This window comes from Slackia heliotrinireducens DSM 20476 (genome assembly GCF_000023885.1).
Lineage (GTDB): Bacteria > Actinomycetota > Coriobacteriia > Coriobacteriales > Eggerthellaceae > Slackia > Slackia heliotrinireducens.
In genome coordinates this window covers 1103706-1116772 of record NC_013165.1, presented here as the reverse complement: position 1 = coordinate 1116772, position 13067 = coordinate 1103706, and the positions used below count along the sequence as shown (strand labels likewise).

The 13067-nt window shown below is 62.8% G+C and carries 13 protein-coding genes and 1 tRNA gene; all 14 read right to left on the bottom strand.

What is annotated here, in order from left to right:
* Window positions 1-248: 248 nt before the first annotated feature.
* Window positions 249-325, bottom strand: a tRNA-Pro gene (locus SHEL_RS04770).
* Between the two features lie 113 nt (window positions 326-438).
* Window positions 439-1383 (bottom strand): DUF4428 domain-containing protein, encoded by a 945-nt coding sequence (locus tag SHEL_RS04765; protein ID WP_012798115.1) that lies wholly within the window; start codon window positions 1381-1383, stop codon window positions 439-441.
* A gap of 251 nt (window positions 1384-1634) precedes the next feature.
* Window positions 1635-2627 carry an NAD(P)H-dependent glycerol-3-phosphate dehydrogenase gene (locus SHEL_RS04760; RefSeq protein WP_012798114.1) on the bottom strand — a complete coding sequence of 331 codons (993 nt, stop codon included), beginning with the start codon at window positions 2625-2627 and terminating at the stop codon, window positions 1635-1637.
* Window positions 2628-2672: 45 nt separating this feature from the next.
* Window positions 2673-3317: a glycerol-3-phosphate 1-O-acyltransferase PlsY gene (gene plsY, locus SHEL_RS04755; protein ID WP_012798113.1), complete on the bottom strand. Its 645-nt coding sequence runs from the start codon at window positions 3315-3317 to the stop codon at window positions 2673-2675.
* A 6-nt stretch (window positions 3318-3323) separates the two neighbouring features.
* Entirely contained in the window at window positions 3324-4640 is a 1317-nt protein-coding gene (gene der, locus SHEL_RS04750) for a ribosome biogenesis GTPase Der (RefSeq protein WP_012798112.1), read from the bottom strand.
* Between the two features lie 2 nt (window positions 4641-4642).
* Window positions 4643-6016, bottom strand: a complete 1374-nt coding sequence (locus SHEL_RS04745) for a DUF512 domain-containing protein (protein ID WP_012798111.1) — start codon at window positions 6014-6016, stop codon at window positions 4643-4645.
* A 12-nt stretch (window positions 6017-6028) separates the two neighbouring features.
* Window positions 6029-6859 carry a 4-hydroxy-3-methylbut-2-enyl diphosphate reductase gene (gene ispH, locus SHEL_RS04740; RefSeq protein WP_012798110.1) on the bottom strand — a complete coding sequence of 277 codons (831 nt, stop codon included), beginning with the start codon at window positions 6857-6859 and terminating at the stop codon, window positions 6029-6031.
* A gap of 51 nt (window positions 6860-6910) precedes the next feature.
* Window positions 6911-7717, bottom strand: a complete 807-nt coding sequence (locus SHEL_RS04735) for a lysophospholipid acyltransferase family protein (protein ID WP_012798109.1) — start codon at window positions 7715-7717, stop codon at window positions 6911-6913.
* Between the two features lie 27 nt (window positions 7718-7744).
* Window positions 7745-8416: a (d)CMP kinase gene (gene cmk, locus SHEL_RS04730; protein WP_012798108.1), complete on the bottom strand. Its 672-nt coding sequence runs from the start codon at window positions 8414-8416 to the stop codon at window positions 7745-7747.
* 145 nt (window positions 8417-8561) lie between these two features.
* The gene (gene aroA, locus SHEL_RS04725) at window positions 8562-9881 is read right to left on the bottom strand and encodes a 3-phosphoshikimate 1-carboxyvinyltransferase (protein WP_012798107.1); all 1320 of its coding nucleotides are present in this window, start codon (window positions 9879-9881) and stop codon (window positions 8562-8564) included.
* Window positions 9882-10099: 218 nt separating this feature from the next.
* Entirely contained in the window at window positions 10100-10849 is a 750-nt protein-coding gene (locus SHEL_RS04720) for a pseudouridine synthase (protein WP_012798106.1), read from the bottom strand.
* Window positions 10849-11580, bottom strand: coding sequence for an SMC-Scp complex subunit ScpB (gene scpB, locus SHEL_RS04715; protein ID WP_012798105.1), 732 nt, complete (start codon window positions 11578-11580; stop codon window positions 10849-10851). The genes SHEL_RS04720 and scpB overlap by 1 nt, the downstream gene beginning before the upstream one ends.
* Before the next feature lie 5 nt (window positions 11581-11585).
* Window positions 11586-12365: a segregation and condensation protein A gene (locus SHEL_RS04710; protein ID WP_012798104.1), complete on the bottom strand. Its 780-nt coding sequence runs from the start codon at window positions 12363-12365 to the stop codon at window positions 11586-11588.
* A gap of 9 nt (window positions 12366-12374) precedes the next feature.
* Window positions 12375-13049 (bottom strand): site-2 protease family protein, encoded by a 675-nt coding sequence (locus SHEL_RS04705; protein ID WP_012798103.1) that lies wholly within the window; start codon window positions 13047-13049, stop codon window positions 12375-12377.
* Between the last annotated feature and the right edge of the window lie 18 nt (window positions 13050-13067).

Below are 13067 nucleotides of genomic sequence, written 5' to 3'. Positions count from 1 at the left end.
CAGAAGGGCCTGAGAATCAACGGGCTTTACACCTGGCAGGCCTTGCGAACCGGAGTCTTTCAAGCCACCGTCAGCCGCAAGCGTTCCAGAATCCCCTGAGAATGCGACGACAGATCCGCTTTTCAGGAGATGCATCTGCATGCGATTCGATTGAATCGGCCCGCAAGCGTAACAGAACCATTTGGGAACATTCCCAGGACACAAAAAAAGGCCAGAAAGCAAATTTGCCTTCTGGCCTGCTGTTTCAATGGTCGGGTGAACAGGATTCGAACCTGCGACCCCTTGACCCCCAGTCAAGTGCGCTACCAAACTGCGCCATCACCCGATGCGTTAACGCGAAAAAGAATATTAGCGGTTTCTTACGCTCAGGGCAAGAGCCAATCTGCAAAACCTCACGAATTCATGTTTTGCAGACAATCTCAGGCAGACCCCGCTTCCCTACGGACGGGGTTTGCCGCAATTGCCGCAGAACTTGGAGGTGTTCACGGACCCGCACTCGCACTGCCAGGATGCGGCCTCGGGACGGGGCTTTCCGCAGTTCTGGCAGAAGTTGCCGGAGTTGGCCGCGCCGCATTCGCAAGTCCACTCGGAGGGGCCGGGCTTGGGGCTTCCGCAGTTCTGGCAGAAGTTGCCTGTGTTGCCCTGCTGCCCGCAAGAGCACGCCCATGCGCCTGCATCAGGCGCGGCCGCGACCTCGTTCGCAGGTTCGGGCTCAGCGGCCTTCTCGACCCGCAGAGCCGACAGCTGCGCTTCGATTTCGGCCTGACGGGACAGGTTGCGCACGCCCATCATCAAGTCCTGGATGCGTTGGGCCTCGGCTTCGGCGGCGTCCCACTCCTTGCTGCCCTTCACCTTGATGCGCGACGGATTCGTCTTGAACCGGATGGTGCTGTACCAGGGCGAATCGACCTCGATGGTGACGAATATGTCGTAATCGGTGTCGTACCGTTTCGGTTCGTAAGACTCGCGGTGCCCCGGCTCGTTCACCTTGTAGATCTCGGTTTTGGTCTCGGAGACGCTGTACGAGCAGTTCGCAACCTGGTTGAACCCGATGATGTCGGGGTTGCCCTCGCGCCACGGGTCCCGGCTCGTCACGATGAACCAGCCCTTGCGGGAGTCCACCACCACTTTGGTGGCGGCGCCGAACGTGTCGGTGGCCGCGAATTCCTGCAACGCCATCTCGTTTGCCTCGCGGTACGCCAGATGGTCGTTGATCTTCTCGATGGGATAGGCCTTCCAGCCGCTCATGAACGGCGAGAACTTAGCGGAACAGTCATCGCATACGTAGTTGCCGTCCTTCAGCTTCGCCTTGCCGAACAGGCCGACTTCTTTGCCGCAGACCGCGCAGTGCTTCTCTTTCGTCAAGCCGTCAAACAATCCCATGGTTCGGACTCCTTCCAACGACGTTCGGTTCGAAGCCATCATACCCGATATGCGATGCATCTTCGGGAAGCGAACGGAAAACGGGCCATGACGGCATCGAGAGCGTCAGGAAGAACGACCTCGACCCTTGGTCGCCGAAGAGGGGGCAACCAGATGCCCCGTATGGAAAGGGCGCCGTGTTGACGCCCCTATTTCTTATGGAAGACGTTGTCCGCTCCACCGCTGCGGCAGGTGCGGCATGATGCCAAGCCTTAAAACTCTGCCTTGAGAGGGCGGTCCAGCAGCGCCACAGCCACATCCTGAAGGGTTGCACCCTCCCAGACGATGGCCCGCACGGCCTGCGCGATAGGCAGGTCGACGCCATGCTCCGACGCCAGCGTGTGCAGCGTCCGGCATGCCACGGCACCCTCCACCACCATGTGGGTCTCGGCCTTGTACTCCTCAAGGGTCGTGCCCTTGGCAAGGCGGTAGCCGAAGGTGCGGTTGCGGGAATGCTCCGACATGCAGGTGACTTCCAAATCGCCCACGCCGGCCAGGCCCATGCAGGTCATGGAGTTGCCGCCGCACGCCGTGACCAGCCGGCCCATTTCGGCCAGGCCGCGGGTCATGATAAGCGATGCGGTGTTGTCGCCCAGCCCCATGCCGTATGCGGCGCCCACGGCGATGGCCACCACGTTTTTGTAGGCCGCGCAGATTTCGGCGCCGATCACATCGCTGGACACGTACGTGCGGAAATAAGGCGCTGCGAACAGCTCCTGGAAGAACTTCGCTGTTTTCAACCTGAAAGCCGCGATGACCGTGCCTGAAGGCAGGGCTTTGATCACCTCTTCGGCATGGTTCGGTCCGGTCAGGCCGGCAAGGCGCCCTAGGTGTCCCAAAACGTCTTCGAAGATCTCGACAGGAAGCAGGCCCGTCCCCTCTTCCACACCCTTGCTGCAGATGACGATGGGCGTCACGCTGGTGATGTAAGGCGCGATGGCCTCGGCGGTCTGGCGCAGGATGGACGAAGGCGTGACCACAACCACGGCCTCGGTGCCCTTGAGCACCTCCGCGAAGTCCGACGATGCGCGCAGGCGCTCGTCAAGCGTGGAGTTGACCAGATAGCGCGGGTTCACGTGACGGGTGTTGATGGATTCGCACACCTCGGGCTTGCGGGCCCACATGCATACGTCGTTGCCTTGGGACGCCAGCAGGTTCGCCAGCGCAGTGCCCCAAGACCCCGCTCCGATAACAGATACTTTCATGTCATGCCTCCTTGACGGTCGGACAGGAATGAAAAAGCCGCCGGCCTATTCTTCTTTCGGGTCGCCGATACGGCGTTCGGTGCCGTCCAGCAGCCGCTTGATGTTGCCGCGATGCGCCCATACGACGGTGGAGGCGGCAGCCAGATACAGTAGGATGGTCAGCCAGTCGCCCCAGTACAGGAACGCGGCGATAAACGGGCAGGCGGCCGCTGCGGCCACCGACCCCAGCGACACGTAGCGTGTGGCCAGCACGAGGATGGCGAAAATGACGAACAGCTCGACGCTTGCCGGCACAAACCCGAAGGTGACGTACAGCGCGCCGATGGCCACGGCGATGCCTTTGCCGCCGTGGAAGTTCAGCCACGGACTGAAGATATGGCCCCAGACGCAGCCCGCCATGGCAAAGGCCAGCAGCGCATCGCGGGACACCGCCGCGTTGTCGGGCAGCAGGAAGTGGGCGCAGGCGATGCCGATAAGCCCCGACAGGACGCCTTTCCCGAAGTCCAGCAGGAACACCGCGACGCCCGCCTTCTTGCCCATGGTGCGCATGGCGTTGGTCGTGCCGATGTTGCCCGAGCCGTGGGCGCGTATGTCCGTGTGGTAGAACACGCGCGAGATGATAAGACCCCAAGGTACGGATCCCAAAGCGAATGAAGCAACGAACGTAATCAGTACCGCAATCGCAGTCATCCCAGGTTAGTCCCTTCTCTTGAACTTCAGGTTGATGGGCGTGCCCGTGAAGTCGAACTCCTTACGCAGGCGGTTCTCCAGGAATCGCTCGTAGTTGTCGGTCACCAAATCCGGATGGTTGCAGAAGATGGTGAACTGAGGCGGCTGATTGTGGGTCTGCGTCATGTACTTGAGCTTCAGGGTGCGCTTGCCCTTGTTGACGGTGTGGCCGAACTGTCGGATGCCTTCCAGCCAGTTGTTGAGCTTGCTGGTGGAAACGGTCTGCGAGTAGTTGGCGTACACCTCGTCGATGGCATCCCAGATGCGCAGCACGCCTTTGCCCGTCAGGGCGGAGATGCTGATCACAGGCGCGTAGTTCACGAAGGTCATGCGGTCGCCCACATCCTCGCGCAAGCCGTCGAGCACATCTCCCGACTCCACCACGTCGCGCTTGTTGAGCAGGATGATCAGGGCGCAGCCGCGCTCGTTGGCGTAGCCCGCGACGCGCTGGTCCTGGTCGGTCAGGCCCAGCGTAGCGTCCATCACCAGGATGGCCACGTCGGCGCGGTCGATTGCGCGCATGGCGCGGACGTAGCTGTAGTATTCAACATCCTCGTCGATCTGGCTCTTGCGGCGCAGACCTGCGGTATCCACGATGGTGTACACCTTGCCGTCATGCTCGACGCGGGTGTCGATGGCGTCGCGGGTGGTTCCGGCCACGTCGCTGACGATGGAGCGGTCCCTGCCGATGAGGCGGTTGGTCAACGACGACTTGCCGGCGTTCGGACGGCCGATGATGGCCACGTTGATGCCCTCTTCAGCGGGTTCGTCCTCGCGCTCCGGCAGCTCGCGCAGGATGGCGACCACTTCGTCGAGCAGGTCGCCCGTGCCGTGCCCATGGGTGGACGAGATGGAGCGGGGATCGCCCAGCCCCAGGCTGTAGAACTCCCAGTTCTCTTCCATCTTGGACGGGTTGTCCATCTTGTTGACCAGCAGGAACACCGGCGTGTCCACCTTGCGCAGCACGCGGGCGACCTCTTCGTCGTCGGCGGTGATGCCGGTCTTGCCGTCCACCATGAACAGGATGACGTCGGCTTCGTCGGCCGCCATGAAAGCCTGGTCGCGGATGGAGCTCTGGAACGCGTCGTCGTCACCCATCTCGATACCGCCGGTATCGATGAGCGTGAAGTGGACGCCGCGCCAGTCGGCGTTATGGTAGGAGCGGTCGCGGGTAACGCCGCGCATCTCGTGGACAATGGCATCGTCAGCATGGGCGATGCGGTTCACGAACGTGGATTTGCCCACGTTGGGGCGGCCGACAACGGCCACAATAGGCAGAGACATAATTAATATCCTTCAACTAGTTCCCGAATCTCGGGAAGAAATTCGTATGCATTACAGGATACCACGGTCACGGGCATGCCTGCCGTATCCCGAATATCGTCAACAGTCATATCGTCAAGCGTGATCATGTCGGAGTTGAACATGACCCGGGGCAGCACCACGTAATCGTGGGCCGATACGCCGCGGATGGCCCGCGCCACGTCGACGCCGCTTAGAAGACCCGTCACGTCCACGTTGCCGCCGAAGAACTCGTTCTTCACGTACAGGGGGATGAGCAGGCCTTTCAGCGGGCTCGCCTCCACCAGCGGCGTGAACGTCTCGCGCATGGCTTCGCCGAACACGTAGTACACGCGGACGCCTTCGTCCTCAAGCACCTGCGCGAGCTCGGATACGGCCTGGCCCTGCTGCTGCCAATCGTCCACGAAGGAGCGGATGATGCCGATGCCGTCTTCGAACATGTCGAACGCGCCGTAATGCTCGGCAGGCGGCAGGTGGTCCAGAAGGTCGTCCGGATAGGCGTTGCTGTAGAACTCGTCGGCCAGATACACCCACGCGCAGCCGCGTTCGGCCATGGCATGCTTCTGGAACGCCTCGACGGCTTCGACCACTTCAAGGGCGGCCTCGCGATCGTTGAAGCTTTTGTCGAAGGCGGTCTGATGCTTGGTGAAACCCAAAGGCACGATGCCAACGTTGGCGATGCCCTCATGCAGATAGGCCCAGGCCAGGGTCTTCATGAGCTCGGCGCCGTCGTTGACGCCCGGCAGCAGCACGATCTGCATGTACAGCTCGATGCCGCCGGCCAGAAGCTTCTCCATCATGCGCACGCCGTGGTCGGCATGGCGACCGATCATCTTGCTGCGCACCTCGGGCGAGATGCAGTGCAGCGACACGCGCAGAGGAGAAACGTGGCGCTCGGTGATCTCGTCGGCATCCTCCTCGGAAAGGTTCGTGAGCGTGGTGAAGTTGCCCTGCAGGAAGCTGAGCCGCCAGTCGTCGTCACGCAACATGAGCGTGTCGCGGGATTCCTTCGGCAGCATGCGCATGAAGCAGAACATGCACGCGTTGCGGCAGACGCGGATACCGTCGAAGATGGCGCCGTCGAAGGTGATGCCCCAGGACTCCCCTTCTTCCCGCTCCAGCACCACGGTGCCTTCGTCGCCGTCCAAATCGATGTAGGACAGCTCCACCTCGTAGCCGTCGGAATACCACTGCCAGTCGATCATGTCCCGCAACGGATGTCCGTTGACGGCCGTGACGATGCATCCCGGCTCGAAACCGGCGTCAAAGGCAGGGGAATATTCCTCGACCTCCAATATGCGCGCCATGGGGCGGGCGGGGTTGCCTGGGTATTCGTGGACCGTTCGTTTCTCCGTCATGCAACCACCGACTTACAGCGATTCCAAATACGAGATGACGTCCTCGATCTGGTAGTCGGGAGTGGAGGCGCCGGCCGTCACGCCCACGCGGTCGGTGGCCGAGAACCAGGACGGGTCGAGCTCCTCTTTGGTCTCGACGAAGTACGAGCGGTCGCAATGGTCGCGGCAGATCTCGTAGAGATGCGTGGTGTTCGACGAGTTCTTACCGCCGATGACCACCATGGCGTCAACCTCGTCTGCCAGGGCCGCCGCGGCATCCTGGCGCTGGCGGGTTGCAAAGCAGATGGTGTTCTTGACCTGGGTCTCGACACCGCGGGCCTCAAGCTCGTTCACCACGGCCTGCAGTTTCTCCTTGCTTTCGGTGGTCTGCACGATGACGCCCACCGGCTCTTCGAGATGCTCGGGCACCTCGTCGACGTCGGCCACGACGATGGCCTTCTCGCCTGCGTATTCGCGAACGCTTCGGATTTCCGGATGCTCGGCGCGTCCGATGATGAGCACCGTGCCGCAGGTGTCGGCCAGGTTGGCGGCGGACCGCTGGGCCTTGGCCACATGCGGGCACGTCGCGTCGATGACCGTCAGGTCGCGGGACTTGAGATCGGCCGCGATGTGAGGTTCAACCCCGTGGGTGCGCAGGATGACGATGCCGTGGTCGACCTGCTCGGGGCCGTCGACTGCACGCACGCCGCGGCTTTCCAGCTTGGCAACCACCTGCGGATTATGGATGAGCGGCCCCAGCGTGAAGGTGTCTTCGTCGCCATCCATGGATGCGGCCGATACCATGTCGAGCGCGCGCTCGACACCGTAGCAGACGCCGGCATGCTTGGCACGGAGAATCTCCATGTGTGTTACCTCCAATGAATACGCGCCCCGTAAGGGGCGGCGCATGATCGTTTACGGAATGGCGTGTTCGGCGAACACTTGGGTGTAGTCCTTCGCCTCTGGGAAGAGGGACGCCATGTCCACATCCTCGCGCGGCACGCCGTCATGCAATGCATAGCATTCTCGCATGACATACCAAGAGGCCGCGTCCAAACGCTCCGCTTTCGGAAGAAAATCAAAATCTTCCAAGTTCACAGGCGTGCCGTACACCACCGTGACCTTCGGGAAGCGGACGAACCTGGCCTCGGGCGGCTTGATGTTCTCGACGTTGCGGATGCCCGTCGGCACCATGGGCGCCTTGCCCATGCGGGCGATGAACGCCGCACCGCTGTGCAGCGAAAGCTTCGTCGTGCCGCGGCCGCGACGGGTTCCCTCCGGAAAGATGCCCACGTTCTCGCCGCGCTTCAGCATGGCCGCCGCGCGCTTGATGGCCGTACGGTCGGCGGAATCGCGCTTGATGGGAAACGCCCCCACCTTGGAGCAGATCCAGCCCAAAAGCCCGTTGGCTTTGGGGAAGATGTTCTCGCGGGCCATGAAGCGGATCCATTGGCTGGGACGGGCCGTCAGCCACAGAAACACCGGATCCAAAAACGACCTGTGGGCGCTCACCACCACGCAGCCCTGTTTGCCGGCAAACTGACGGAAGTTTTCCAACCCCTCGGCGTTGTAGCGGAAGGCGACCTTGCAGATGAGGCCCACCACCGCGTAGATGATGTTGCCCATGACCTGCGAACTGTACGGCTCGGTCTTGTCGTCGCCCTGTCCGCGCTGGGCCGCGGTCATGACAGGCATGTCCCAGATCTTCTCGTAGGAAATCATGGATGGTCCTTTCACGAACCTCGGCGGTTACGCCCGGGCATCGGCCATGGCGCAGATCGCGTCGATGACCTCGTTGATGGTCTTGTCCGAGGAATCCACCAGCACGGCGTCGTCGGCCTGGACCAGCGGAGCCGTGGCGCGGCTCGAATCCAGCTCGTCGCGGCGGATGATGTCGGCCAGTACCTCTTCGAAGTCCACAGAGCCCACGCCGCGCTCGGCGTTCTGGGCCACGCGACGGCGGGCGCGAGCTTCGTTGGTTGCCGTCAGGAACACCTTGACCTCGGCGTTCGGGCACACCACCGTGCCGATGTCGCGGCCCTCGATGACGTAGTCGCCTCCCTCGGCGATGCGGCGCTGCTGCTCGACCAGGGCGGCGCGCACGCTGGGATGGGCGCTCACCACACTGACCGAACGGTCGATTTCGGCCGTGCGGATGGCGGCGGTCACGTCGTCGCCCCCGATGAGCACGCGGCTGGGCCTGGGGTCGCCTTCTTCATGCTCGAAGGCGATGTCGAAGGTCTGGGCGATGGCGCCCACCGCAGCCTCGTCGGCCAGGTCGGCGCCCTGCTGGATGGCCTTCCAGGCGATGGAGCGGTACATGGCGCCGGTGTCCAGGCAATGGAAACCGAGTCGCCTGGCCACAGCCGTGGCCACCGTGGATTTACCGGCTCCGGAGGGGCCGTCGATTGCGATGATCATGAGTCGTACCTTTCTTTAAGGCGCCCGTCCGGACACCCGTCCGCATCAAGATGCGGCGCCCGAATGTGCGCCGCATCGTAAAGTCACAGGGGGTATTTTAGCAGGTGGCGGCCAGGCGAGGGTCACGCTCGGCACACCATCACAACTATCTCGCGAGCCTGTCGATATCCTGCATGAACGTGGGGTAGCTGATGGCGATGGAGTCGTAGCCTTCGATCTGTACCGGCTCGTTTCCGGCAAGGCCGGCGACAGCCCAGGTCATGGCCAGACGATGGTCGTTGTGGGCGTTGAACCGAGCACCCTTGGGCACCTTCAGCCCGGGGTTGCCTTCTACATACAGGTCGCTGCCTTCGGTCCAGGCATCCACGCCAAGCACCCCCAGCCCCTCGATGACGGCGGCCACGCGGTCGGTCTCCTTCACGCGGAGCTCGTCGATGCCGCGGAACACCGTGATGCCGTGGGCATGTGCCGCCACCAACGCCAGGATGGGGACCTCATCGACCAGCGAGGCGATCTTCTCGGTGGGAACTTCGCATCCGCGCAGGTGCGGGCAGTATTCGGCGTTCAGCAGGCCGACGATCTCTTTGCCGCCCTCGGTGACGCTGCGCCGCGACGCGTCCACGCCCATGTGCTCCAAGGTACGGAGGAACCCGATGCGGGCCGGGTTCAAAGAGACGCCTTCGATCTGGACGGCGCTGCCGGGGATGATGGCCGCCGCGCACAGCAGAAACGCCGCGGAGGACGGATCGCCCGGCACGGTGATTTCTGCGGCCTTCAAGGTGACGGGGCCGGTGACGCCGGCCAAGCGCGTGGCAGCGATGGTCTCGGCTCCGTATTCGGGCAGCATGAGCTCGGTATGGTTGCGGGAAGGCGCCGGCTCAACGACGCGCGTCTCTCCTTCCGCGGAAAGGCCAGCCAGCAAGACGGCCGTTTTTACCTGGGCGGATGCCACCGGGGTTTCATAGGTGATGGCCTTGAGCTTGCTCGTTCCGCATACCGTCATAGGCAGCGTGTAGGTTCCCTCGGGAAGGAAACGCGCACCCATGCGGGCAAGCGGCGTGGCCACGCGCTGCATGGGCCTGCTCCGAAGCGACGCGTCGCCGGTGATTTCGACCTGGATATCCCAAGGTGCCAGGATGCCCATGATAAGGCGGGCCGTGGTGCCGGAGTTTCCGCAGTCCACAGGTTCGTCGGGCTGCTTGGGGCCGGCCGCGCCCCACCCGGTGATGCCGCCGGACAGGCTGCCGTCGGGCATCTTCTCCAAATTGACCTGGGCGCCCAGCTGCTGGACGACGCGGATGGAAGAGCGCACGTCGTCGGAGTCCAAAACGCCGGAAATGCGCGACGTGCCCTCCGCCATAGCGGAAAAGAGCACGCTGCGATGCGAAATGCTTTTATCACCAGGAACTGCGATGCTTCCAACCAACGGACGATTCAACGGATTTATGACGGTAATTTCGCTCATGACCCCTCACTTCTTCCCTTAGCATGAAGCGGAAAACTCGTTGCAGACCATGCTTATTGTCTTCCTGATTATAGCAACTCAAAGCCGAGGAAAGCACATGAACTGGGCACGGGAGCGCCGCCGTTGCGATTTACATAATCATCAAAACGCGTTTTCCCTGGTAAAACATGGTTTATCAGATGCAAGGGGGCAAACCGCCCGCGCTTCGACAAGAAGACCTACCGGCGCGGGGCGCTGCGCAGCGACTCCACTTCGGCCTTCGTCAGTTCACGCCAGGACCCTTCCGGCAAATCGCCCAAGGTCAGCGGCCCGAACTGGGCGCGATGCAGTTCCAAGACAGGATGGCCCACCTTCTGGCACATACGGCGGACCTGGCGGGTGCGCCCTTCGTGGATGACCAGCGTGATGCGGGACTTCTCCTTCGACCGGGAAACCAGGGTGACCGCAGCCGGCGACGTGACGCCGTCGTCCAGCTCCACGCCGTCGCGAAGGGTCTGCAGGGCCTCGTCGGAAATGCGCCCCTGCACGCAGGCCTCGTAGGTCTTGTCCACGTGGTGGCGCGGGTGCAGAAGGGAATTTCCCAGCTCGCCGTCGGTGGAGAACAGCAGCAGGCCCGAGGTATCGGTGTCCAGCCGGCCGACGGGGAACAGCCCGGGATAGTCGTCGGAGGGCACCAGCTCGGCCACACATGCTCGTCCGTAAGGATCAGACATGGTGGTGATGAAGCCGCAGGGCTTGTTCAGCATGATGGTGACGGGGCCGTCGGTCAGGCGTACCTCGCGGCCGTCCACGGTCACGGTGTCGACCCGCGGGTCCACCTTGGCGCCCAGCTCGGTCACCACTTCCCCGTTCACGCAGACGCGCCCTGCCGTCATCAGGTCCTCCGACCTGCGGCGGCTGGCCACGCCGGCGCGCGCCAGGAACTTCTGCACGCGCATGGGCACGATGCGCTCTTCCTGCTGAGGCATTATTCGCCGTCCTCGTCTTCGAGCCCCTGCTCGGCGGCGAAGGACGCCAGGTCGAGCTGGACCTCCGCCCGCAGGTCCACGATATCGTCGGCCAAATCGATGTCCAGCGCGGAATCGTCGAACAGGGCCTCGTTGGCTTCCAAGTCGTCGGAGCGCGTGATGCCCAGGCGCTCGCGAATGAGCTCGCGGCTCTCCTCGTCGGGAGCGAAGGATTCCAGGTCGGGCAGGTCGGCCAAGGATGTCAGCCCGAAGCGCTCCAGGAAAGAACGCGTGGTCGCATACAGAATAGGCTGGCCCGGGCTCTGTTCCCGGCCCGCCTCGCGGACCAGGCCCTTTTCGATCAGCGACGAGATGGAGCTGTCCGAGTTCACGCCGCGGATGGCCAGGATGCCGTTGCGCGTGATGGGCTGGTTGTATGCGACGATCGACAGGGTTTCCAAGGCCGCCTGCGAAAGGCGTCTCGTGTCCCAGGAGATCACGTACTTCTCGATGAGCTCGTGGTAACGCGGGTGCGTCGCCAGTTGCCATCCGCCCGCCACCTGGCGCAGCTGGATGCCGGAGTCGGAGTGCGCCAGCCGGTCCCGAAGGCCGTTCAACGCGGTTTCTGCGGCTTCCACATCCACACCCATCATGTCGGCCATGGTGATGGCATTCACGGGCTCGGCGCTCACGAACAGCATGGCCTCGCAGGCCCCCATCAGCTCTTCCGGGTTCATTTCGGCAAATTCCACGGCGTCTACGCCTCCTCATCCAGCGAGTCAAGCACCAGCTCGCCCGAATCCTCGATGAAATCGATGTCTATGTCGCCGAACTGCTCTTCCTGCAGCAGCTCGACCATGGTCTGCTTGTACAGCTCGAGAATGGCGAGAAAGCTCACCACACGAAGGGGAACGGAAGGCGACTCCTCCATGAGCTGCGAGAACTTCACGTGCTTCTCCTGGGAGATGCGCTGGTAGAACGAACGGACGCGGGGCTCCAAAGGGATGGGCTTGGCCGCGATGTGCTCGCTTTCCAACAGCACCACCTCGCGGCGGGCCATCATGTTCGCGCACATGCCCGCCAAATCGTCCAACTTCACGCCGTGCAGGTAGTCGGGCATGAGGTTCAGAAACTCCGCATCGGGACCCACGCCGCGGGTGTGCAGGCGGCCCTCCGCTTCGAACCGACGGTTCATGTCGACGGCCGCATTCTTGTACTGCAGGTACGTGAACAGGCGCTGGACCAGGATGTCGCGGGCTTCGTCGGGCGTGAGCTCGTCCATGTCCAGGTCCACGTCCTCCGGAGCGTCCGACGGGATGAGGGATGCGGCCTTGATGTCCAGCAACGTGGACGCCACCAGCAGAAAGTCGCTGGCTACGTCCAGGTCGAGCCTCTGCATGCGGTCGACGTAGGCCAGATACTGGTCCACGATCTCGGACACGCTGATCGACCCGATGTCCACGCGCTGGCGGCTCACCAGGTACAGCAGCAGGTCGAAGGGCCCTTCGAAATTGTCAAGTCGCACGCGGTAGCTCATGGCGCCCCTTTACACGTTGAAGGGCAAAAGCAGGTTCGCCAGATTGCCCGCCGTCGCGTTGAGGTACATGCCGAACAGGTTGATGTTCGTGAGGTACGGAAGCAGGATGACGACCACCATGAACACCGGCATGGCGTACTGCTGGATGCGGTAGTAGGTGGGCAGGGCCTTCGCCGGCAGGAACAGCGCGATGATGCTGGCGCCGTCCAAAGGCGGGATGGGAATGAGGTTGAAAAACATCAGGTACAGGTTGATGAGCACGAACATGGGGATGAACACCAGGTAGAACCACACGAACACTTCGCTGGTGTTGACCAGGTTCTGGGCTGCGGGCCACAGCAGCCATGCGACGGCGGACGCGAGCAGCGCCATGGCCAGATTGGCCGCCGGACCTGCGACGCCAACGATGGCCTCGCCCTTGCGGATGTCCCTGAAGTACCGCGGGTTGTACGGCACCGGCTTGGCGTAGCCGAAGATGGGCATGTTCATGGCCATGAGCATGAGCGGCATGAGCACCGTGCCGAAGGGGTCGATGTGCTTGAGCGGGTTCAGGCTCAAGCGCCCGCGGGACTTCGCCGTGGGGTCGCCCAGCTTCATGGCTGCGAATCCGTGCGACACCTCGTGGAACACGATGGCCGGCACGAAGCACAGCACTTGGATGATGATGTAGATCAGTTCGTCCATAAGCCCTTTTCGTCAGTC

Excerpts from the sequence above, each read along its gene's own strand:
- SHEL_RS04765 (WP_012798115.1), bottom strand. The coding sequence starts at position 1,383 with ATGGGATTGTTTGACGGCTTGACGAAAGAGAAGCACTGCGCGGTCTGC.
- SHEL_RS04760 (WP_012798114.1), bottom strand. The coding sequence starts at position 2,627 with ATGAAAGTATCTGTTATCGGAGCGGGGTCTTGGGGCACTGCGCTGGCG.
- plsY (WP_012798113.1), bottom strand. The coding sequence starts at position 3,317 with ATGACTGCGATTGCGGTACTGATTACGTTCGTTGCTTCATTCGCTTTG.
- der (WP_012798112.1), bottom strand. The coding sequence starts at position 4,640 with ATGTCTCTGCCTATTGTGGCCGTTGTCGGCCGCCCCAACGTGGGCAAA.
- SHEL_RS04745 (WP_012798111.1), bottom strand. The coding sequence starts at position 6,016 with ATGACGGAGAAACGAACGGTCCACGAATACCCAGGCAACCCCGCCCGC.
- ispH (WP_012798110.1), bottom strand. The coding sequence starts at position 6,859 with ATGGAGATTCTCCGTGCCAAGCATGCCGGCGTCTGCTACGGTGTCGAG.
- SHEL_RS04735 (WP_012798109.1), bottom strand. The coding sequence starts at position 7,717 with ATGATTTCCTACGAGAAGATCTGGGACATGCCTGTCATGACCGCGGCC.
- cmk (WP_012798108.1), bottom strand. The coding sequence starts at position 8,416 with ATGATCATCGCAATCGACGGCCCCTCCGGAGCCGGTAAATCCACGGTG.
- aroA (WP_012798107.1), bottom strand. The coding sequence starts at position 9,881 with ATGAGCGAAATTACCGTCATAAATCCGTTGAATCGTCCGTTGGTTGGA.
- SHEL_RS04720 (WP_012798106.1), bottom strand. The coding sequence starts at position 10,849 with ATGCCTCAGCAGGAAGAGCGCATCGTGCCCATGCGCGTGCAGAAGTTC.
- SHEL_RS04710 (WP_012798104.1), bottom strand. The coding sequence starts at position 12,365 with ATGAGCTACCGCGTGCGACTTGACAATTTCGAAGGGCCCTTCGACCTG.
- SHEL_RS04705 (WP_012798103.1), bottom strand. The coding sequence starts at position 13,049 with ATGGACGAACTGATCTACATCATCATCCAAGTGCTGTGCTTCGTGCCG.